Annotated in this window: 20 protein-coding genes and 1 other annotated feature; of the genes, 10 read left to right on the top strand and 10 right to left on the bottom strand. The window is 65.0% G+C overall.

Features of this window, described 5'->3' with window-relative positions; translation table 11 throughout:
- The 5 genes from C7455_RS20455 to pobA all read right to left on the bottom strand — a co-directional run.
- Nucleotides 1-92, bottom strand: a 92-nt coding sequence (locus C7455_RS20455) for a 3-keto-5-aminohexanoate cleavage protein (RefSeq protein ID WP_146199944.1), incomplete at its 3' end; no start/stop codon positions are given.
- Nucleotide 93: 1 nt separating this feature from the next.
- Nucleotides 94-711, bottom strand: a complete 618-nt coding sequence (gene pcaG, locus C7455_RS06990; protein ID WP_109666804.1) for a protocatechuate 3,4-dioxygenase subunit alpha — start codon at nt 709-711, stop codon at nt 94-96.
- Between the two features lies 1 nt (nt 712).
- Nucleotides 713-1438, bottom strand: coding sequence for a protocatechuate 3,4-dioxygenase subunit beta (pcaH, locus tag C7455_RS06985; protein ID WP_109666802.1), 726 nt, complete (start codon nt 1436-1438; stop codon nt 713-715).
- Nucleotides 1435-1815, bottom strand: coding sequence for a 4-carboxymuconolactone decarboxylase (gene pcaC, locus C7455_RS06980; RefSeq protein ID WP_109666800.1), 381 nt, complete (start codon nt 1813-1815; stop codon nt 1435-1437). The genes pcaH and pcaC overlap by 4 nt, the downstream gene beginning before the upstream one ends.
- A 22-nt stretch (nt 1816-1837) precedes the next feature.
- Nucleotides 1838-3007 (bottom strand): 4-hydroxybenzoate 3-monooxygenase, encoded by a 1170-nt coding sequence (pobA, locus tag C7455_RS06975; RefSeq protein WP_109666798.1) that lies wholly within the window; start codon nt 3005-3007, stop codon nt 1838-1840.
- Between the two features lie 184 nt (nt 3008-3191).
- On the opposite strand from pobA, the gene C7455_RS06970 reads away from it, so the two are divergent.
- A complete protein-coding gene (locus C7455_RS06970) occupies nt 3192-4112 on the top strand; it encodes a C40 family peptidase (protein ID WP_109666797.1) in 921 nt (306 codons plus the stop codon).
- 239 nt (nt 4113-4351) lie between these two features.
- Here the strand turns inward: C7455_RS06970 and C7455_RS06965 are convergent, their stop codons facing one another.
- The 4 genes from C7455_RS06965 to C7455_RS06950 form a co-directional block, all read right to left on the bottom strand.
- A complete protein-coding gene (locus C7455_RS06965) occupies nt 4352-5356 on the bottom strand; it encodes a DUF3179 domain-containing protein (RefSeq protein ID WP_109666795.1) in 1005 nt (334 codons plus the stop codon).
- Between the two features lie 96 nt (nt 5357-5452).
- Nucleotides 5453-5905, bottom strand: a complete 453-nt coding sequence (locus C7455_RS06960) for a hypothetical protein (RefSeq protein WP_109666793.1) — start codon at nt 5903-5905, stop codon at nt 5453-5455.
- A 70-nt stretch (nt 5906-5975) separates the two neighbouring features.
- Entirely contained in the window at nt 5976-6830 is an 855-nt protein-coding gene (locus C7455_RS06955) for a universal stress protein (RefSeq protein WP_211315458.1), read from the bottom strand.
- Between the two features lie 10 nt (nt 6831-6840).
- A complete protein-coding gene (locus C7455_RS06950; RefSeq protein WP_109666789.1) occupies nt 6841-8331 on the bottom strand; it encodes a SulP family inorganic anion transporter in 1491 nt (496 codons plus the stop codon).
- 67 nt (nt 8332-8398) lie between these two features.
- Nucleotides 8399-8457, bottom strand: a sequence feature (sul1 is cis-regulatory element that is thought to sense ions involved in sulfur or methionine metabolism; They are found in Alphaproteobacteria).
- Nucleotides 8458-8585: 128 nt separating this feature from the next.
- On the opposite strand from C7455_RS06950, the gene C7455_RS06945 reads away from it, so the two are divergent.
- The 6 genes from C7455_RS06945 (at nt 8586) to C7455_RS06920 (ending at nt 15616) form a co-directional block, all read left to right on the top strand.
- On the top strand, nt 8586-9353 hold the full coding sequence (locus C7455_RS06945) for an SDR family NAD(P)-dependent oxidoreductase (RefSeq protein ID WP_109666869.1): 768 nt from the start codon (nt 8586-8588) through the stop codon (nt 9351-9353).
- Entirely contained in the window at nt 9350-10627 is a 1278-nt protein-coding gene (locus C7455_RS06940; RefSeq protein WP_109666787.1) for a flavin-dependent oxidoreductase, read from the top strand. Before C7455_RS06945 ends, C7455_RS06940 begins: the two co-directional genes overlap by 4 nt.
- Before the next feature lie 126 nt (nt 10628-10753).
- Nucleotides 10754-11752: a Gfo/Idh/MocA family protein gene (locus tag C7455_RS06935; RefSeq protein ID WP_109666785.1), complete on the top strand. Its 999-nt coding sequence runs from the start codon at nt 10754-10756 to the stop codon at nt 11750-11752.
- 4 nt (nt 11753-11756) lie between these two features.
- On the top strand, nt 11757-13328 hold the full coding sequence (locus C7455_RS06930) for an acyl CoA:acetate/3-ketoacid CoA transferase (RefSeq protein ID WP_109666783.1): 1572 nt from the start codon (nt 11757-11759) through the stop codon (nt 13326-13328).
- Complete coding sequence (locus C7455_RS06925) at nt 13325-14092, top strand: enoyl-CoA hydratase/isomerase family protein (RefSeq protein ID WP_109666782.1); 768 nt, start codon at nt 13325-13327, stop codon at nt 14090-14092. The genes C7455_RS06930 and C7455_RS06925 overlap by 4 nt, the downstream gene beginning before the upstream one ends.
- A 3-nt stretch (nt 14093-14095) precedes the next feature.
- Nucleotides 14096-15616, top strand: a complete 1521-nt coding sequence (locus tag C7455_RS06920) for an aldehyde dehydrogenase family protein (RefSeq protein ID WP_109666780.1) — start codon at nt 14096-14098, stop codon at nt 15614-15616.
- A gap of 2 nt (nt 15617-15618) precedes the next feature.
- Here C7455_RS06920 and C7455_RS06915 read toward each other — a convergent pair whose 3' ends face one another.
- Nucleotides 15619-16647 (bottom strand): LacI family transcriptional regulator, encoded by a 1029-nt coding sequence (locus tag C7455_RS06915; protein ID WP_109666779.1) that lies wholly within the window; start codon nt 16645-16647, stop codon nt 15619-15621.
- A 239-nt stretch (nt 16648-16886) separates the two neighbouring features.
- Between C7455_RS06915 and C7455_RS06910 the strand changes: the two genes are divergently transcribed.
- From C7455_RS06910 to C7455_RS06900, 3 genes are all read left to right on the top strand, one after another.
- Nucleotides 16887-18137, top strand: coding sequence for an ABC transporter substrate-binding protein (locus C7455_RS06910; protein ID WP_425450629.1), 1251 nt, complete (start codon nt 16887-16889; stop codon nt 18135-18137).
- A gap of 96 nt (nt 18138-18233) precedes the next feature.
- A complete protein-coding gene (locus C7455_RS06905; protein ID WP_109666777.1) occupies nt 18234-19133 on the top strand; it encodes a carbohydrate ABC transporter permease in 900 nt (299 codons plus the stop codon).
- Nucleotides 19133-20014 (top strand): carbohydrate ABC transporter permease, encoded by an 882-nt coding sequence (locus C7455_RS06900; protein ID WP_109666775.1) that lies wholly within the window; start codon nt 19133-19135, stop codon nt 20012-20014. The genes C7455_RS06905 and C7455_RS06900 overlap by 1 nt, the downstream gene beginning before the upstream one ends.
- The last annotated feature ends 39 nt before the right edge of the window (nt 20015-20053 follow it).

Raw genomic sequence — 20053 nt, 5'->3', positions numbered from 1 at the left:
TGTTCCGAAACCGTGATCGGAACCGCCGGATTGTTCGCTTTTGTCGGAAGCGAGCCGGTGATGGCAACGCAGATGATGCAAGGGTTGGTCATGTCAGATCTCGAAAAAGACGGTTTCTTGGTCGCCTTGGATGCGGATGTCGAAACGGTAGACTGCTTTGTCGTCACGGTCAGCCCGACGGGCGATCAGGGTAGGCCTGCGCCTTTCCCACTCGATGCCGTTGAGAATCGGGTCGGCGGCGTTGGCCGCGCCTTCGTCCTCGAAATAGAGCCGCGTGTGCAGTCCAAGATTGATGCCGCGCGCGACGATCCAAAGGCTGATGTGCGGGGCCTGAACGGTGCCATTGCGGCCTGGTACCGGGCCGGGCTTGACCGTGTCAAAGCCCCACTGGCCCGTGTCGAAATCGGTGATGACCCGGCCCCATCCGCGAAAGCCGTCCTCGACCTTGCCGCCGCCCTCGGGATGGGCGTAGTGGCCCGCGGCATTGGCCTGCCACGCCTCCAGCAGCACATCCTTGATCGGGCTGCCCGTGCCGTCGATCACCAGCCCCTCGACGCGGATGCGCTGACCGGCAGCGTTGGGTCCGGCAATGTCCCAACCCAGTTCACGCTCGTAAATGTCGAAGCCGGCCGCACCCGGTGCCAGCCCTATATGGACATAGGGGCCGGCGGTCTGGGATGGGGTTTCCTTGAGATAGGGAAGGTGAGGCATCTCAGTTTCCTTCCAATTTGTTTTCAAAGAGCGTCGAGCGCCGCCCGCGCAGCACGATGTCGAAGCGGTAGGCGATGCTGTCCAGCGGAATCGAGGCGTTCATGTCGAGCCGGGCGATGAGCGCGTTCACGGCGTCGGTGTCGGGGATCGTCTGCACGATGGGGCAGAGTGGGATCAGCGGATCACCCTCGAAATAGAGCTGGGTGATCAGGCGCTGCGAAAAGGATGCGCCGAAGACGCTGAGATGGATGTGGGCGGGGCGCCAGTTGTTGATCTGGTTGCGCCATGGGTAGGCACCGGGCTTGATGGTGCGGAAGAAGTAATGGCCATCGGCATCGCTGATCGTGCGCCCGCAGCCGCCGAAATTGGGGTCGACGGGGGCAAGATAGGTGTCCTTCTTGTGGCGATAACGCCCGCCTGCATTGGCCTGCCACAGTTCCACCAAGGTATGGGGCACGGGGCGCGCGTTTTCATCCAAGACCCGGCCGTGCAAGATGATCCTCTCGCCGATGGGATCGCCGGTGGTGGCGTAATTGCGGATCAGGTCATGGTCGAGCGGACCGATATCGGAATGACCGAAGGTCGGCCCGGTGATTTCGCTGACCGTCTGCTCGAGGCTGATCCGCGCAAGCCGCGGGCTGCGTGCGACGGAGGTCTTGTATGCGGGCGTCAGCGCGGGCGGATGCCGGTTCAGGTCGCGCTGGTAGTATTCGGCGGGCGGCTTCATCGCTGATCCTCCATCTCGGCCAGTGTCGCCTTGGCCAGCTTGATCGCGTGGTTGGCCTTGGGCACGCCCGCGTAGATCGCCACATGCAAGAAGGCCTGCATGATGTCATCGGGGCTGGCCCCGGTGCGGGCGGTGGCGCGGATGTGCATAGGGATCTCGTCGAAATTGCCGGTCGCGGCAAGCAGCGCCAGCGTCAGCATCGACCGCTCTCGCAGGCTGATCGTGTCATCGGACCAGACCGTGCCCCAGGCGCCTTCGGTGATCAATGTCTGGAAGGGCGTATCGAAATCGGTCCTTGCGGCCTCGGCACGGTCGACATGGGCATCGCCCAGAACCGCGCGACGGGTCTTCATGCCTTGGGTGTAGCGGTCGGTCATGGGCAGGGTCCTTTCAGCCGTCTCAATAGGGTAGGCCCACATAGTTTTCCGCCATCGCCCGTTGGGCGGCGCAGTTGGAGCGCAGGAATTCCAGCTCGGCCACCTGAATGCGCAGGTCGAACTCGGACTGGTCGGGGTAGCGGTGCATGAGCGACGAGAACCACCAGCTGAATCGTTCCACTTTCCACACGCGGGCCAGCGCCTTGGCACAATAGCTGTCGATGCCGTCGGTCGACCCGTTCTCGTAGAACTGGCGCAAACCGGTGTAGAGATACCGGACATCGGAGGCGGCGGTGTTCAGCCCCTTGGCCCCCGTGGGCGGCACGATATGGGCCGCATCGCCGCACAGGAACAACCGGCCCCAGCGCATCGGCTCGGTCACGAAGGAGCGCAGGGGAGCGATGGATTTCTCGATCGAGGGGCCGGTCACGAGGCGGTCGGCCTGATCACTGGGAATGCGGCGCTTGAGTTCTCGCCAAAACGCGTCATCGGTCCAGTCCTCGGACCTGTCGCTGAGCGAACACTGGATGTAGTAACGGCTCAGGTTCTCGTTGCGCATCGAACACAGCGCAAAGCCACGAGGGGAATTGGCGTAGATCAGTTCCGCGTTCACCGGCGGGGTCTCGGACAGGATGCCAAGCCAGCCGAAGGGATAGACCTTCTCGTATTCGCGTCGCGCGCTCAGCGGAATGGCCTGACGGCTGACACCATGGAACCCGTCGCAGCCGGCAATGAAATCGCAGTCGATGCGGCGCGCCTCGCCCGCGACATTGTAAGTGACATGGGGCGCGTCGCTGTCGGCCTCGTGGATCGTCACATCCTCGACGTTGAATTCGATCACGCCGCCCGCCACCTCGCGCGCGGCGTAGAGATCGCGGGTCACCTCGGTCTGGCCATAGACGATGACGGGGGTGCCGGTCAGCGCGCTGAAATCAATGCGGAACATCTCGTCGCCGTAGGCGATCAGCGCGCCATGATGGGCGTGCCCTTCGGCGTGCAGGCGGTCGGCGCATCCGGCCTCTTCCATCAGGCGCACGAGACCTTGTTCCAGAACGCCTGCACGGATGCGGGACAGGACGTAATCCTTGGTCTTGCGTTCAAGCACGACACTGTCGATGCCGCGCTTGTGCAAAAGCTGCGCCAGCAACAGGCCCGAGGGCCCGCCGCCAATGATGGCGACCTGTGTGCGCATGATGTCCCTCTCCCTTGAGGGCATCCTAGGACGGTCGCCCGGGATGGGAAAGGTGCGCGTTGTGGGGCCGAGCGCTTCACCCGGCGATCACGCGCGGTCACGACTTGGCGCGTCGCACACAGATGAGTGGACGGCCCGGGGGCGGTGGCGTTTCCCTGATGGCAGACGGGTCGGAGACAGGTCCATGACACACACGAACGACACCTTGCTGGATCGCGCGCTGGACCGGATCGGGCATCGCCTTGCGGCCAAACTGAACGCGCCGGGATCGGGTTACAAGCCGTTCACACCGTCCGATACGGAGACGCTGTGCCGGGTCATGCGGCCGGGCGACGTGCTGTTGGTGGAGGGGGGCGAGCGGGTGTCGACTGCGATCAAATATCTGACGCAATCGACCTGGTCGCATGCGGCGATGTTCGTGGGCGCACATCTGCCCGACCCGGGGCCGGGCGGTGTGCGGCACCAGCTCGTCGAGGTGAACCTTGGCTACGGCTGCGTGTCGGCGCCGGTGTCGAAATACGCCAGCCACAACACGCGCATCTGCCGGGCCGTAGGCTTGTCGGACGAGGAGCGGCGGGCGGTGGCGCGGTTCATGATCGCCAAGATCGGCTTGAAATACGACCTGCGAAATGTTTTCGACCTTGCGCGGTATTTCCTGCCTACCCCGCCGGTGCCGGTGCGCTGGCGACGGCGGATGCTGGCGCTGGGGTCGGGGGATGCCACGCGGGCGATCTGTTCCTCGCTGATCGCGCAGGCGTTCCAGTCAGTGCGCTATCCGATCCTGCCCGATGTGATGCGCGCCGAAGGGTCGGAGGCGGGGCGGGCCGAGATCCTGCACATCCGGCACCATTCACTGTTCGCACCGCGCGATTTCGACCTGTCACCCTATTTCGAGATCGTGAAACCCCATATTGCAGGCGGGTTCGATCACCGGTCGTTGGTCTGGGCCTCAGCGACGCAGGACCCGCGCGGCGAGGACGGTCAGAACGACGGTCGCAGACCCGGCGAGGACGAACCAGCCGAGATACCACAAGCGTCCGGCCAGCGCGTCGCTTGCGAAGGAGGCGACGAAGCTCTGCTTTCCGAAATGCGCTGCAAGGGCTGAGGCGACCAGCGCCATCGCCGCGACCAGCCCGAGGCGACCTGCGCCCACCCCCAGCGCCCGCAACGCGCCGTAAAGCGCGAGCCCCCCCGCGGTACCGACCAGGCCGGACTGGATCGCCCACCAGGGATGCGCGCCAAGCGCCGCGGTCGCACCCGCCAGCGTGGCCGCAGCGAGGAGGAAACCGGCGGTGGCGGCAATGGCGATCTCAGTCTGGGGGGCGCGGGTCGTGGCCATGGCGGTCAGTTCCCCAGCATCCAGCGCCCGTTCGGGTGGAAGGCGTGGAAAGCGAAGGCGAAGGGAATGTCATGCGCCACGTCGCGTCCCGCGCCGTCGCGAACGCGGACATTGCCGACCTCGCGCCCGTCCCCGAGGTTGGAGGTGTCGAGCGCCGAGGCCTGTCCCACAGCCCATGTCAGGGTCACGCCCGCCTCGGTGATCGTGCCTTCGCGTGAAAGGCGGGTCATCGGCCAGGCGCGGTCGCCCACGCGCACCACGCGTTCCAGCGGGGGAATGCCATGCGGCGGGTCCTCGCCGGAATAGAGGAAGGGTCGGGTGGTGTCGTAGCTGCGATAGGGGTTGGTGCCATAGGCGCGGCGCCAGTCGGGTTCCCCCATCACCAGCCCGTCGGGGTGGGCTGTGCGAAAGGCGGCCCAGCTTTCCATCCATGCGGGCAACTGGGTCAGCTCGCGCCCGGTCATGGCGCCTGCGATCCCCTGCCCGGTCGCCTGCTGCCACCAGCTTTCGGTCTGGTGGTCGTACATGATCATGTCGGAATGCCGCAAAAGGCCCGAGACGCCGAAGGTATGGGCCTGCCCGCCCAGCCGCGCGTCGAAGACCATGCCGGTGTTGCACAGCGGGCAGAAAGTGACGGCTACGGGCAGGCCATCGACCACGTCGTTCACAATCTCATGCCACATCAGGTAGCGGATCGGATAGGCGCGGGCGGGGCCATTCGCGGGCTGGTAGGTCAGCACCGGCTCGCGGTCGTGGAGCGCCCGCTCCCTGCTTGCCGGACCGAATGTGGGGTCCAGGATCGCGGGGATGCCGTCGCGCGGAGGGCCGCCCGAGATCACCTCGGTCAGGTCGACAGCGAGACGGGTGAAATCGGTCTGGGGCCAATCACCGGCGAAACGGTTGGTCTGCGCCGGGGCAGCGGCTGCCACCAGGGATAGGGCCAGCGCGAGGGCGGCGCGGTGCAGGACGGGCAAGGCGGCGGCCCTGCGGCCGGGTCTGGGTGTCAACATGGACGATCCTCCTGCGCGAAAGGATAACAGGCCGCGCGCAGGGTGGGCCGCAGTTTTTGCCCGGTTCAAGCAGGTGTGACGCGCCGTGTGGTCGCGTTATTGCAAGGTCGCGTCGATCTCGATGACGGTGCGACCATCCTCGCTGGTCACGCCCGCGACGATCTTGGCGTTGCTGATGCCCCGGCCTGAGAACTCGATCGACCGTTCCAGCAGATCGTCGGCACCTTGGTCTATCGGAAAGCCCCCGTCGCGCAGCGCCGCTTCCCATGCCTCGAACAGGGCATCAACATCGGCACCCGTGGAAAACGAGAACATGCGCACGGTCGACCCGATCTCCCGATCCGTCAGCAAAGTGGCGTCGGCAGGGACTTCGAGGACCGGAGGAACCCAATCCTGCGTCCACGCCTCGATACGGTCCTGCGCCTGCAGCAAGGCTGTGGCGGACAATACGAGGATGGCGGCAAGAAGTCCGTCGCGCCAAGGCAGGAGACGGATCAGACGGGATAGGGAGCGGAACGGGTTGGCGGGCAAGGCTTGGGCATATGTCATGACGCATAGGCTAACGCGTCAGCGGCTGAGGTCAAACCTTTCGGCACAGTCTTGCCTGCCGCGGCGGCGTTCAGCGCATCAGCACAACAGGCACCTTGCACGACCGGACCATTTCCGTGGTGGTCGAGCCGATCACAAGGCTGCGGATGCGCGAATGGCCATAGGCGCCCATCACCAACATGTCGAAGCCTTCGGTATCCACGAGTTTGCCCAGAACATCGTCGGGCCGACCTTCGACAATGCGGGTGTCTGCGGTTATCCCTGCGGCCTTGAGCAGCGCCCGCGCATCTTCAAGGCCCTTGCGGGTCTCGGGGGTGTCGGGGCCCACGGTCACCACCGTCACCGACAGACCCGAAAACAGGGGGCTGCGGGCGATATGGTCGACCGCCTTCATCGCGGACCGGCCACCATCATAGGCGACCAGCACCTTTTCGATAGGTCGGAAGGCGCGCGAGGCGACGAAAACCGGCCGGTGTGCGGCGCGAACGATACGTTCGAGGTTGGACCCCAGATGGCCCTTGGCGAAATCCGCATCCTCGCCCCGCTTGCCGATCAAGATGACGCGGGCGTCCTCCTCGATCTCGGCGATGGCTTCGACCACGTCGCCATGGCGCAGTCGGGTGGTGATCTCGGTCACGCCGTCCTGATCGACGATGGCGCGCGCATCTTCAAGGATGGCGCGGCCCCGTTGGCCGACCAGCTTGGCGCGCTGCGCATCCAGATCGGCCAGTTCTTGCAACAAGGCCGTGCGCGCGCCCAGCCGGATGGACCCCGACAAGTCGCGGTTGCCCGTTCCCTCGGCCCGGCCCAGCACATGGACCAGTTCCACCGGGGCGCCGGTTGCTTTCGAGATCCACGCGGCATGGTGGCAGACGCTTTCGGAATAGACCGACCCGTCGATCAGCGCGATGATCTTGCCTGTCATTTCCGTCATCTCAATGCTCCATCAGCTTGTCCATGGCGCCCGGCTTGTCATGGGTGGCCAGCTTGTCGACCAGCGTTTCCGTGGCTTCGTTCATGCCCACCACCTCGACCTCGGCCCCGTCGCGGCGGAATTTCAGGATCGCCATATCAAGCGCTTGAACCGATGAGATGTCCCAGATATGGGCCCGGCTGACGTCGATCACGACGCGCTCGGGCGCCTCCTTGAAGTCGAAGGCGTTCATGAAATCCTCGACCGAACCGTAAAATAGCTGCCCCTCGACATGGTAGGTGCGCAGGCGGCCATCGGGGCTGATCACGGACCGGACGGTGAAAAGCTGCGCGATCTTCGCCGCGAAGAAGATGCCCGACAAAAGCACGCCGACCAGCACCCCGATGGCGAGGTTGTGGGTCCAGACCACGGTGGCAACCGTCGCCAGCATGACGATGGAGGACGACCGGGGATGCACCGCAAGGTTCGTGATCGAGGACCATGAAAAGGTGCCGATCGACACCATGATCATTATCGCGACCAGTGCGGGCATGGGGATGATGCTGACCAGATCGCCCAGACCGACGACGAGGATCAGCAAGAACACGCCCGCGACAAAGCACGACAGCCGCCCGCGCCCGCCCGATTTCACGTTGATGATCGACTGCCCGATCATGGCGCAACCCGCCATGCCGCCGATGAAGCCGGTGGCGGTGTTGGCCAGCCCCTGCCCCACGCATTCCTGATTGCGGTTCGATTTCGTGTCGGTCAGGTCGTCGACGATGTTTTGCGTCATCAGGCTTTCCAGAAGGCCCACAACGGCGACGGCGACGGAATAGGGAAAGATGATCTGCAACGTCTCGAAATTCAGCGGGATGTCGGGGATCAGGAAGACCGGCAGCGTGTCGGGCAGCGCGCCCATGTCGCCCACGGTGCGCACGTCTAGGCCCATGGCAACCGTCAGCGCGGTCAGCACCACAATTGTGACAAGCGGCGAGGGGATCGCCTTGGTGAGCAGCGGAAACAGGTAGATGATGGCAAGCCCCGCGGCCACCAGCAGATAGGTCAGCCATGTGACGTTGCGCGGATCAAGCTCGGGCAGTTGCGCCATGAAGATCAGGATGGCGAGCGCATTCACAAAGCCCGTCATCACCGATTTCGACACGTAGCGCATGACGAAGCCGAGCCGCAGGATGCCCATGGCGATCTGCAGGAGACCTGCGAGGACCGTTGCTGCCAGCAGGTATTGCAGCCCGTGATCGCGCACCAGCGTGACCATCAGGACGGCGGTGGCAGCGGTGGCCGCCGAGATCATGCCGGGCCGTCCGCCCGCGATGGCGGTGATGACCGCAATAGAGAAGCTGGCGTAAAGCCCGACCTTGGGGTCGACGCCTGCGATGATGGAAAAGGCGATGGCCTCAGGGATGAGGGCCAGCGCCACGACAAGACCCGCCAGAAGATCAGCGCGTATACTGCCGAGCCACTGGGCGCGGTATGCGTCGAAAGACATCATGGAATGTTTGTCCGAACCCGACCGCTTATTTCTGCGCGGCCAGCGTGCGAGAGGCACGTTTGGTCATCGTGGTCCGGCGGATCGGCGGCCGGAAGAGCCACCCGGGAGGCAAGGCCCGGGTCCATGTTCGCTGCATTGCGGAATAGGACCAAATGCAGGAAAGGGCAACCTTGTGGTTTTGTCACCTGCCCGCAAAGGCTTGTGGGATGCGCGCGGAGGGCACAGAAACGGCCAGCAGCAAACGGGGTTTTGGGATGCAGGATTGGGCAGGCATGGCAGCCATCGTGACCGGCGGGGCCTCAGGATTGGGTGCGGCGACTGCGGCGCGACTGGCGGCAGGCGGTCTGAAGGTCGCAATCTTCGATCTCGACACGGCGCGCGGGGCGGCACAAGCTGGCGCTCTGGGGGGCATGTTTGCCGCGGTCGACGTGTCGGACACGGCGTCGGTCGCGGCGGGGATCGACGCCGTGGAGGCGGCCTTTGGCGTGCCCCGGGTGCTTGTGAACTGCGCGGGCATCGGGCCTGCGGCCAAGACCGTGTCCCGCGGGGCGGCACATGATGCCGGGCTCTTCGACAGGGTTGTCAGGATCAATCTGATCGGCACGTTCAATTGCGCGTCCCAAGTAGCTGCGCGCATGGTTGCGGCGGACCCCATGGACGGCGATGGCGCGCGGGGCGTGATCGTGAACACCGCCTCGGTCGCGGCCTATGACGGGCAGATCGGGCAGGTCGCCTATGCCGCGTCCAAGGGGGGTATCGTGGGCATGACCCTGCCGATGGCGCGCGATCTGGCCGACAAGGGGATAAGGGTCTGCACCATTGCGCCGGGCCTGTTCCTGACGCCGCTGTTGCAGGGCCTGCCCGCCGAGGTGCAGGCCTCGCTCGGCGCGCAGGTGCCGTTCCCCTCACGGCTGGGCGACCCGGATGAGTATGCCGCGATGGTCGAGCATATCACCCGCAACCCGATGTTGAACGGCGAGGTCATCCGGCTGGACGGCGCGATCCGGATGGCCCCGCGATGACGGTCGGCCCGGTCCTGATCTTGGGCGGCGGTATCGCCGGCCTGACCATGGCACTGACGCTGCACCAGATCGGCGTGCCGTTTCATGTCTTCGAATCCAGCCGCGAGATGAAGCCGCTGGGGGTGGGGATCAACCTGCAACCCAATGCCGTGCGCGAACCGATCGACCTTGGCATCACCGAGAGCGATCTGAACACTGTCGGCCTGCCCGCGTTGGAATGGGCGCTGGTGGGCTTGAACGGGCGCGAGGTGCATGCCGAGCCGCGCGGGCGGGCTGCGGGCTATCACTGGCCGCAATATGCCGTGCATCGCGGACGTTTTCACATGCTGCTTTATCACCGCCTGCTGGACCGGGCGGGGCGGGAGTGCATCACGCTAGGGGCGCGGGTGACCGGCTATCGCCAAGACGCGGGCGGTGTGATTGCCGAGGTGTCGCGTGCCGATGGCATGACCGCGCAGGTCAAGGGCGCGCTGCTGCTGGGCGCGGACGGCATCCATTCGCGCATCCGCGCGCAGATGCACCCCGATCAGCCGCCGATCAACTGGGGCGGCGCAGTGATGTGGCGCGGCACGGTCCGGGCAAGGCCGTTGCGGACCGCGTCGTCCTTTGTGGGTTTGGGAACGCACCGGCACCGGATGGTGATCTACCCGATCACGCCGGTGGGGCCCGACGGCACCGCGCTGGTCAACTGGATCGCCGAGGTGACGGTCGACAATTCCGGCGGTTGGCCCGATGACGCATGGTTCCGCCCCGTGGAGGTCGCTGATTTCGTTCATCATTTTGAGGGCTTCCGCTACGACTGGCTCGACGTGCCCGCGATGCTGAAAGCCGCCGATTGCGCCTATGAAAACCCGATGATCGACCGCGATCCGGTGGCGACATGGGTAGATGGCCAGGTGGCGCTGATGGGCGATGCGGCGCATGCGATGTATCCGACCGGGTCGAACGGGGCGAGCCAGGCGATCGTGGATGCCCGCGTGATCGGGGCCAAGATGCTGGCGCATGGTGCGACACCCGATGCGCTTGCGGCCTATGATGCGCAATTGTGTGGTCCGGTGTCGGAACTGGTGTTGCGTAACCGGGGCGCCGGGCCGTTCGGCCTTCTGAGCTTGCTCGACGAACGGTGCGGCGGCGTGTTCGAGGACATCGAGAGCATCCTGCCCGAGACCGAGCGGCGCGATTACATGGCCGGATACAAGGCGGCCGCCGGGTTCGCCATCGACACCCTGAACGCCGCCCCGCCGACCATCCCGCCCGGTGCGCGCGTCGCCTGATACTGCATCGCCTGTGGCCGAAAGTCTGCCCGGACCCTGTTGACAGGGGAATTGGATCGTTCCAAAAAGCCCGTAGACAAGTGATCGCCCCGAGTCGGGTGGTCAGAAGCAAGGGGAGGGACCCGGATGCGTTGGGGATTGATCGGCGCGAGCAACATCGCCGCAAACCACATGATCGGGGCCATCCGCGGAGCGGGCGGCGATATCCGCTCGGTCCTGAGTTCCTCGGGCGCGCGGGCGGCGGCCTATGCGGCGGAGCACGGCATCCCGCGAGGCTCGGACGATCTGGAGGCGCTGCTGGCCGCCGATGATCTGGAGGCCGTATATATCTCCACCACCAATGAAAAGCATTTCGTACAAGCCATGGCCGCCATCGCGGCGGGCAAGCATGTGCTGTGCGAAAAGCCTTTGGCGATGACCGTGGGCGATGCCGTGACCATGGTGCGCGCGGCACAGACCGCTGGCGTGGTCTTTGCCACCAACCACCATCTGCGCAACGCAGGCTCGCATCTGGCGATCCGCGCGGCGTTGCAGGCTGGGCGCATCGGCGATGTGTTGAGTGTGCGGGTGTTCCATGCTGTCCATCTGCCGCCCTTCCTTCGGGGTTGGCGCATCGACAACCCCGCCGCTGGCGGCGGGGTGATCCCCGATATCGTGGTGCATGACGCGGATACCGTGCGCTTCCATCTGGGTGAGGACCCGGTGGAGGTCGTGGCGATGTCCGGTGCGTCGGGCATGGGCAAGGGGGTGGAGGACAGCTGCATGTCGGTCTGGACCATGCCGTCGGGTGCGATGGTCATGGCGCATGAGAGCTTTACCCATGCTTTCGCCAAGACCGGGTTCGAGCTGCATGGCACCAAAGGGTCGATCGTCGCGCGAAATGTGATGACGCAAGCGCCAGTGGGCGAGATCTTGCTGCGCACGGGGTCGGGGGAAGAGGCGTTGAGTTTCTCCGATCACAACCTCTACGGGCGCGCGGTGGGGCTTTTCAACGATGCTTGCGCGGGCAACGGGCGGCCTGCGGCCGATGGCATCGACGGGGTCAAATCGCTGGCTGTCGCCGCCGCGGTGGCCGATGCCGCCGCGACCGGGCAGCGCACGGCCGTGAATTACGGGGGCATCTGACGCCATGGGCAAGCATGTCACCGCCACCGAGGCTGTCGCGCGCATCCCTGACGGGGCGGTCGTCACGGTGTCGTCGTCCTCGGCTTTGGGCTGCCCCGATGCGGTGCTGAAGGCGCTGGGCGAGAGGTTCGCGACCGAGGGGCATCCCCGCGGGCTGACCACGCTGCACCCGATCGCGGCGGGGGACATGTATGGCGTGAAAGGCGTGGATCACATCGCCAAGGACGGGCTGCTGGACCGCATCATCGCGGGCAGCTATCCGTCCGGACCCTCGTCGTTGCCGATGCCCGAGATCTGGAAAATGGTCGTAGAGGACCGCGTCGCGGCATACAATGTGCCATCCGGCATCATGTTCGACATGCACCGCGACGTGGCGGCACGGCGGGCAGGAGTTTTCACAAAGGTGGGGCTTCAGACCTTCGTCGATCCAGTCCGCGAGGGCTGTGCCATGAATGCGCGGGGGGCTGCGGCGCCCATCGTGGAGCGACAGGAATTCGGAGGCGAGACGTGGCTGCATTTCCCCAACATCGTGCCGCAGATCGCCATCATCCGCGCCACCACCGCCGATGAGCGCGGCAACCTGACCTATGAGCACGAGGGCGCCTATCTGGGCGCGCTGGATCAGGCCATTGCCGTGCGCAACCACGGCGGGCTGATCATTGCGCAGGTCAAGCGGATGACGGCAGCAGGGTCCTTGCGCCCGCATGACGTGCATGTGCCGGGGCATCTGGTGGACCTGATCGTGGTGGACCCCGACCAGAAGCAGACGACCGAAACACTCTATGATCCGGCCATCTCGGGCGAGATCATGCGGCCATGGGACAGTTTTTCGCTGGCAGAACATAGCGTCGAAAAGATCATCGCGCGGCGCGCGGCGATGGAATTGCGGCGCGGCCAGACAGCCAATCTGGGCTTCGGCATTTCCGCCATGGTACCGCGCATTCTTCTGGAAGAAGGTCATGCGCAGGCGGTTACATGGGCGATCGAGCAGGGTGCCGTTGGGGGCATGCCGCTGACCGGCTTTGCCTTTGGCTGCGCGTCGAATGCCGATGCCTTCGTCCCCTCGCCCAACCAGTTCACCTATTTTCAGGGCGGCGGCTTTGACCTGACCTTCCTCTCCTTCCTTGAGGTCGATGTGGAAGGGAATGTGAATGTCTCGAAGCTGGGGAAAAAGCCCTATCTGACCGCGGGCTGCGGTGGCTTCGTCGACATCACGGCGCATGCGAAAAAGATCGTGTTTTCCGGCTATTTCGAGGCCGGGGCGGAGCTGGACTTGAGCGACACCGGCCTCAGGGTCGCCAAGCCCGGCAAATTCACCAAGATGGTGGAACAGGTCGAACACGTGACCTTCTCAGGGGCACGCGCGGTCGAGCAGGGGCAGGATGTGATCTATGTCACCGAGCGCTGCGTGATCCGGTTGACCGCTCAGGGCCTTGTGGCGACCGAGATCATGCCGGGGATGGACCCCGCGCGCGACATCGTGGCGGCAAGCCATGGCCGTGTTGCCGTGGCCGAGAACGCCACGGCCCTGCCCCTGTCGATCCTGCGCGATGCGCCCATGGGGCTGACCCTGTGAGCGGGGTGCATCTGTCCGTCGAAGGGGCGCTGGCGCGGCTGACGCTGGACAATCCGGCCAAGCTGAACGCCTTCACCCCCGCGATGCTGGCGCAGTTGGACGCGCATTGCGCTACGCTGGAGCGCAGCGCCGATGTGATGTGCGTGCTTGTCCAAGCGACTGGGGACCGCGCCTTTTGCGCAGGTGCCGACATTGCCGAATGGGCACCGCTGTCGCCGTTCGAATTCGCGCGAAACTGGGTGCGCGAGGGGCATCGGGTGTTTGACCGGCTGGCGCGGCTGTCGAAGCCCACCATCGCCGTCCTGCAGGCCCATGCCTTTGGCGGCGGGCTGGAACTGGCGGCGTGCTGCGACATCCGGGTGATGGCGCCGGGGGCAACGCTTGCCCTGCCCGAGGCGCAGGTGGGCATTGTGCCGGGTTGGTCCGGCACGCAGCGTCTGGCGCGGCTGCTGCCGGAACCTGTCTTGAAGGAAATGGCGCTGTTCGGGCGGCGGCTGGACGCAGGCCGCGCCCATGCCTTGGGCTTTGTCGCCGAGGTGGCCGACGACCCGCTGACTGTCGCCGAAGGGATCGCGGCGGGCATGGCCAACGCCTCGCCCCGCGCGGTCGAGGTCGCGAAATACCAGATCCATGCAGGCGTCGGCGAAGACCCATCCGCCATGATCGAGGCGCTGGGCGCGGGCATGATCGGCGCCAGCGCCGACAAGGCCGAGGGCGTCGCGGCATTCGCCGCCAAACGCAAACCCGAATTTCCCGGAACATGACCCATGCCTGACCTGACCGTCATTCCCGCCACCAACGCCGCGTTGCCCGACGCGCCGGTCGCCCTGCAGCACTGGATCGGCGGTGTATGGCTGGACAGCGCCGATGGCGCGACCAGCGAACGCCGCTCGCCTGCGCATGGGGTCGCAGTGTCGGTCGCGGCCAAGGGTGGCAGGCCAGAGGCCGAAGCCGCGATTGCGGCGGCACGCGCTGCATTCGATGCGGGCGCATGGTCGCGGTCGTCGGGCAAGGACAGGGCGACATTGCTCCTGCGCGTCGCCGATCTGATCGACCGCGACCGGGCGGCGATTGCCCGTCACGAAGTGCTGGAATCGGGCAAGCCGATCACGCAGGCCATGGCCGAGATCGAGGGCGCGGCGGATCTGTGGCGCTATGCGGCTGCGCTGGCGCGTACGATGCATGGCGATAGCCACAACAGCCTTGGCCCCGACATGCTGGGGCTGGTGCTGAAGGAACCCATCGGGGTCGTGTCGCTGATCTGCCCGTGGAATTTCCCGTTTCTCATCGTGTCGCAAAAACTGCCCTTTGCGCTTGCTGCGGGCTGCACGGCGGTGGTGAAACCCTCGGAACTGACGCCGGGCACCACCGTGATGCTCGGGCATCTGCTAGAAGAATCTGGGCTGCCCGCAGGCGTGTGCAACATCGTGCTGGGCTACGGCGACCCGGTGGGCGCGGTGCTGTCGACCGATCCCCGTGTGGACATGGTGTCCTTCACCGGATCGACCGGCGTGGGCAAGCGGATAGCCGCAGCGGCCAGTGCGACGCTGAAAAAGGTGTCGCTCGAACTGGGCGGCAAGAACCCGCAGGTCGTGTTCCCCGATGCGGATCTGGATCAGGCGGCCGATGCCATCGCCTTTGGCGTCTATTTCAACGCGGGCGAATGCTGCAATTCGGGCAGCCGGATCATCGTGCATGCGGATGTGGCGGACGCGCTGGTGGCCAAGGTCGCGGCGCTGAGCCGCCGCGTGCCCTTTGGCGATCCGCTGGACCCGCGCACGCAGGTGGGCGCGATCATCAGCTCTGAGCATCTGGCCAAGATCGACGGCTATGTGCGGGGCGCGGTGGCGGCGGGCGCGCATGTGGCCTTGGGCGGCGCCGCGCTTGAGGTGGGCGGGCTTGGCGGGCAGTTCTACCAGCCGACCATCGTGACCGGGGTCACCCCCGACATGGCCATCGCCCGCGAGGAGGTGTTCGGCCCGGTCCTGTCGGTGCTGACCTTCCGCACGTTCGACGAGGCCATCGCGCTGGCCAATTCTGCCGCCTACGGGCTTTCGGCGGGGGTCTGGAGCCGCGATGTCTCCACCTGCCTCGATTTCGCGCGCAAGGTGCAGGCGGGAACGGTCTGGACCAACACCTGGATGGACGGGTTCGCGGAACTGCCCTTCGGCGGGTTCAAGGAAAGCGGTCAGGGCCGCGAACTGGGCCGCTACGGGCTGGAGGAGTTTCTGGAGGTCAAGACCGTGCAGATGCGCATCGGGCAGACCCGGGGGACATGGGTCGCATGATCTCACGCCACCGGATCGGGCTGGAACAGGCGGTTGAGCGTCTCGGGCGGCGCACCCGCCATGCGGCCCAGCAGCATTTCCGCCATGGCTCGACCGGTGGCGCGCAGATCCTCGAATACGGTGTCGATGCGGGGGCGGATGTTGTCGAAGATCGGCGAGGCGCGTTTTGCCACGATATCGGCATCGATCCCATGCACCGCGCCGGTATCGGCCAGCGCGGCCAGCGCCACCAGCGCCGTCACCTCGCCGACGCAGACATACCCGTCTGGCGGGTTCGGGCCGTGGCGAGCAGCGGTCAGGGCGGCGGCAATTGCGGCGGTCGGGCTGTCGAGGGTCACGCCCGGAACGATCTCATGGTAGATCCCTGCCGCGCGGGCGGCCGAGACGAAGCCGTAGCGCAGATGCTGGGTGAAGGTGAACTGGTCACCCGGCAGGACCATGCAGATCCGCCTGCGCCCTTTGGCGGCCAGATGGGCGACGGCGGCGCGGGCAAAGGCCTCGTTGTCGAAATCCACCCATGGATGCGGCGCGCTGAATTCCGTGCGGCCATGGCTGACGAAGGGGAAATCGGCCTCCATCAACAGGCGGACGCGGGGGTCGAAGGCCTCGGTCCGGGTGAACAGCAACCCATCGGCGAGGTTGTTGCGCAGGATCGTGCGGACGGGCGCAAGCCGGTCGTCGCCGGGCTGGTCGGGCACGACCGTCACGGAATAGCCGGTGCCGACAAGCGTCTCGGTAATGCCGGTCAGGAACTCGTGGGTGAAGCCAAGAAACTCGTGTTCCGTGTTGAGCAGGAGCGAGATGACCTGCGTGCGGCCCGTGCGCAGGCGGCGCGCGGCACGGTCGGGGATGTAGCCCAGCCGTTCGGCAGCGGCAGCGACCGTCGCGCGCGTCTTGACGGCGATTCGCGGATCATCGGCCAAGGCGCGCGACACGGTCGCCACCGAGAACCCCGTGACGTGAGCCAAGGTGCGCAGCGTGGGCCTTTCGCCCTGCCCATGCAGGGCGGCAAGGGGGCTGTCATGGGTCATGGGTCACTGCGGCAGCTTATTTCCGTCGCGGTCATATTGACCGACATTTCAAACGTTTCAACAAGAATTCCGTTGCATCTGAAAATGCTGCGGCGCGGAAAAATGCTGCGTTTGCAGGAAGTTTGTTGAAATTTCGTGAGCTTGAACAGGAAATTTCCAGTTGACGGATGAAGGATTTATAACGTTTTAATTCTGCAGAGCCCGTCAAGGGCGTTGGTCACCAAGGGAGGAACCTAACCATGACCATGATGAAGAAACTCTACATGTCGGCCGCTGTGCTGGCGCTGTCGACCGCGACGGTCACAGCGCAAGAGGTGGAAGTGCTGCATTGGTGGACTTCGGGCGGCGAAGCTGCCGCCGTGGGCACGCTGCGCGACACGCTGGCCGCGGGTGGCATCGGCTGGCAGGACATGCCGGTCGCAGGTGGCGGCGGTTCGGATGCCATGACCGTGCTGCGCGCCCGCGTCACCGCAGGCAACCCGCCGACCGCCGTGCAGATGCTGGGCTTCTCGATTCAGGATTGGGCGGCCGAGGGCGCGCTGGCCAACCTTGATGCGCTGGCCGCCGAACAGGGCTGGGCCGATGTGGTGCCCGCCGCCCTTCAGGCGTTTTCGACCTATGAGGGCAGCTGGGTTGCCGCACCCGTCAACGTTCACTCGACCAACTGGGTCTGGGCCAACACCGCCCTGATGGCGGAACTGGGCATCGAACAGCCGACCAGCTGGGACGAATTCGTCGCCGCGATGCAAGCCGCGCAGGATGCGGGCTACACCGCGCTCGCCCATGGTGGCCAAGCCTGGCAGGATGCGACGGTGTTCGAATCCATGGTGATGGGCGTCGGCAGTCCGGAGTTCTATCAGGCGTCGATGGTCGATCTGGACCCTGAGGCGCTGGGATCGGCCACCATGGTCGAGGCGTTCCAGCGTATGGAAACGCTGCGCGGGTTCGTCGATGACAACTTCTCGGGCCGCGACTGGAACCTCGCGTCGGCCATGGTCATCAACGGCGAGGCGCTGTTCCAGATCATGGGCGATTGGGCCAAGGGCGAATTCGTCAATGCGGGCATGACGGCCGGCAACGAGTTCCAGTGCTTCCGCGTGCCGGGCACCGAAGGCACCGTGACCTTCAACTCGGACCAGTTCGCCATGTTCAACGTGTCGGATGCCTCGGCTCAGGCCTCGCAGTTGGCCATGGCCAGCGCCGTGATGAGCCCCGAGTTCCAGGTGACCTTCAACCTCGTCAAGGGCTCGGTGCCCGCGCGCACCGACATCCCTTCGGATGCCTTTGACGCCTGCGGACAGCTTGGCATGGCGCAACTGGCCGAAGCCGCGGCAAGCGGTGGCCTGTTCGGGTCGATGGCGCATGGCCACGCCAACAACCCGTCGATCCAGAACGCGATGTATGACGTGATCACCGCGCATTTCAACGGCGAGTACGACGCCGAGACCGCGGCAGCCGAACTCGTCACCGCCGTCGAGATCGCGCAGTAACCTGCGCAGACGCGACCGGCCCTGCCGCGCGCAGGGCCGGTCCATATTCCGGGCCTGCGGGTCTCGGGTCAGTCACCAAAAAGGGGGGAGGGGGCCATGGCCGCAACGACCGACACGGGCGTGGATTTCCGCACACGCCTTCAGACATGGCTGCCCAAGCTGGTGCTGTCGCCATCCCTCGCCGTGATGCTGATCTTCGTCTACGGCTTCATCGCTTTCACGATCTACCTCAGCTTCACCGACAGCCGGATGCTGCCGTCCTACAACTGGGTGGGCTGGGACAACTACGAACGCCTTTTCCGCGTGCGTGAATGGAACATCGCGCTAACCAATCTTGCGATCTTCGCCTCGCTCTACATCATCATCTGTACGCTGATCGGCCTGACGCTGGCCATCTTGCTCGACCAGAAGATTCGCGGCGAAGGCGTGCTGCGCCCGATCTTCCTTTACCCCATGGCGCTGTCCTTCATCGTGACCGGCACGGCGTGGAAATGGATGCTCGACCCCGCCATCGGGCTTGAGAACACGATGAACCTCTGGGGGTGGGAAAGTTTCACCTTCAACTGGATCAAGGACCGCGAGATGGCGATCTACACCATCGTCATCGCCGCGGTCTGGCAATCCTCGGGCTTTGTCATGGCGATGTTCCTTGCCGGCCTGCGCGGCATCGACAACGAGATCCTCAAGGCCGCGCAGATGGATGGCGCATCGAATTTCCAGATGTATCGCCGGATCATCCTGCCGCAATTGCGCCCGGCCTTTTTGTCGGCCTTCGTGATCCTGAGCCATCTGGCGATCAAGTCCTATGACCTTGTCATCGCCCTGACCGGCGGCGGGCCGGGCAATGCCACGGCGCTGCCCGCGACCTTCATGTATTCCTACACCTTCACGCGCAACCAGATGGGCATCGGTGCTGCCTCGGCGGTCATCATGCTGATGACCATTGCCGCGATCATGGTACCCTACCTCTACGCCGAACTGCGGGAGAAGAAGTGATGGCTGCTGCCTCGACTGAAAACGCCATGCGGTCCTCCGGCTTTGCGAGGGTGCTGATCTACCTGATCTTGATCCTCTTCGCGCTGTTCTACCTGCTGCCCTTCGGCATCATGCTGATCAACTCGCTCAAGCCTCTGTCCGAGATCACGGGCGGCAACATGATCGCCCTGCCCCGTGACTGGACCATCGCACCTTGGCTGTCAGCCTGGTCGACGGCGCAGATCGGGGTCGAGCCAACCGGTCTGCGCCCCTATTTCATCAATTCGATCGTGATGGCTGTGCCCGCCGTGCTGCTGTCCACCATCGTGGGTGCGCTGAACGGATATGTCCTGACCAAGTGGCATTTCCGGGGTGCAACGATCATCTTCGGGCTCTTGCTGTTTTCGTGCTTCATCCCGTTCCAGATCGTGCTGATCCCGATGGCGCGCATCCTTGGGATACTCGACATTGCGGGCACCACGCCGGGGCTGATCTTGGTGCATTTCGTCTACGGGATCGGGTTCACCACGCTTTATTTCCGCAACTACTATGCTGCCTTTCCGACGGAACTGGTGCGGGCGGCGCAAATCGACGGGGCGGGGTTCTTTCAGATCTTCTGGCGGATCATGTTGCCGTCGTCGGGGCCGATCATCGCGGTCAGCTTCATCTGGCAGTTCACCAACATCTGGAACGACTTCCTGTTCGGGGCTTCCTTTGCCAGCGGGGGTGGTGCGCCCATGACGGTGGCGCTGAACAACCTTGTCAACTCGTCCACGGGGGTGCGCGAATACAACGTGCATTTCGCAGGCGCCATCATGGCCGCCGCCCCCACGCTTCTCGTCTACATCGTCGCTGGTCGCTATTTCGTACGCGGTCTGATGGCCGGCTCGGTCAAGGGGTAAGGAATGGTTTTGTGTAACAAAATTAAAGGCGCCAGTGGC

Origin of the sequence: Roseicyclus mahoneyensis, assembly GCF_003148775.1 — a bacterium.
In the GTDB taxonomy this organism is placed as follows: Bacteria; Pseudomonadota; Alphaproteobacteria; order Rhodobacterales; family Rhodobacteraceae; genus Roseicyclus; species Roseicyclus mahoneyensis.
Note: the sequence above shows the minus strand (reverse complement) of the source record. Positions and strands in the feature narration are given on the sequence as shown.

Bases quoted from the DNA above. Each gene is read 5' to 3' on its own strand.
- pcaG (WP_109666804.1), bottom strand. From the start codon at position 711: ATGCCTCACCTTCCCTATCTCAAGGAAACCCCATCCCAGACCGCCGGC.
- pcaH (WP_109666802.1), bottom strand. From the start codon at position 1,438: ATGAAGCCGCCCGCCGAATACTACCAGCGCGACCTGAACCGGCATCCG.
- pcaC (WP_109666800.1), bottom strand. From the start codon at position 1,815: ATGACCGACCGCTACACCCAAGGCATGAAGACCCGTCGCGCGGTTCTG.
- pobA (WP_109666798.1), bottom strand. From the start codon at position 3,007: ATGCGCACACAGGTCGCCATCATTGGCGGCGGGCCCTCGGGCCTGTTG.
- C7455_RS06970 (WP_109666797.1), top strand. From the start codon at position 3,192: ATGACACACACGAACGACACCTTGCTGGATCGCGCGCTGGACCGGATC.
- C7455_RS06965 (WP_109666795.1), bottom strand. From the start codon at position 5,356: ATGTTGACACCCAGACCCGGCCGCAGGGCCGCCGCCTTGCCCGTCCTG.
- C7455_RS06960 (WP_109666793.1), bottom strand. From the start codon at position 5,905: ATGACATATGCCCAAGCCTTGCCCGCCAACCCGTTCCGCTCCCTATCC.
- C7455_RS06955 (WP_211315458.1), bottom strand. From the start codon at position 6,830: ATGACAGGCAAGATCATCGCGCTGATCGACGGGTCGGTCTATTCCGAA.
- C7455_RS06950 (WP_109666789.1), bottom strand. From the start codon at position 8,331: ATGATGTCTTTCGACGCATACCGCGCCCAGTGGCTCGGCAGTATACGC.
- C7455_RS06945 (WP_109666869.1), top strand. From the start codon at position 8,586: ATGCAGGATTGGGCAGGCATGGCAGCCATCGTGACCGGCGGGGCCTCA.
- C7455_RS06940 (WP_109666787.1), top strand. From the start codon at position 9,350: ATGACGGTCGGCCCGGTCCTGATCTTGGGCGGCGGTATCGCCGGCCTG.
- C7455_RS06935 (WP_109666785.1), top strand. From the start codon at position 10,754: ATGCGTTGGGGATTGATCGGCGCGAGCAACATCGCCGCAAACCACATG.
- C7455_RS06930 (WP_109666783.1), top strand. From the start codon at position 11,757: ATGGGCAAGCATGTCACCGCCACCGAGGCTGTCGCGCGCATCCCTGAC.
- C7455_RS06920 (WP_109666780.1), top strand. From the start codon at position 14,096: ATGCCTGACCTGACCGTCATTCCCGCCACCAACGCCGCGTTGCCCGAC.
- C7455_RS06915 (WP_109666779.1), bottom strand. From the start codon at position 16,647: ATGACCCATGACAGCCCCCTTGCCGCCCTGCATGGGCAGGGCGAAAGG.
- C7455_RS06910 (WP_425450629.1), top strand. From the start codon at position 16,887: ATGACCATGATGAAGAAACTCTACATGTCGGCCGCTGTGCTGGCGCTG.
- C7455_RS06905 (WP_109666777.1), top strand. From the start codon at position 18,234: ATGGCCGCAACGACCGACACGGGCGTGGATTTCCGCACACGCCTTCAG.
- C7455_RS06900 (WP_109666775.1), top strand. From the start codon at position 19,133: ATGGCTGCTGCCTCGACTGAAAACGCCATGCGGTCCTCCGGCTTTGCG.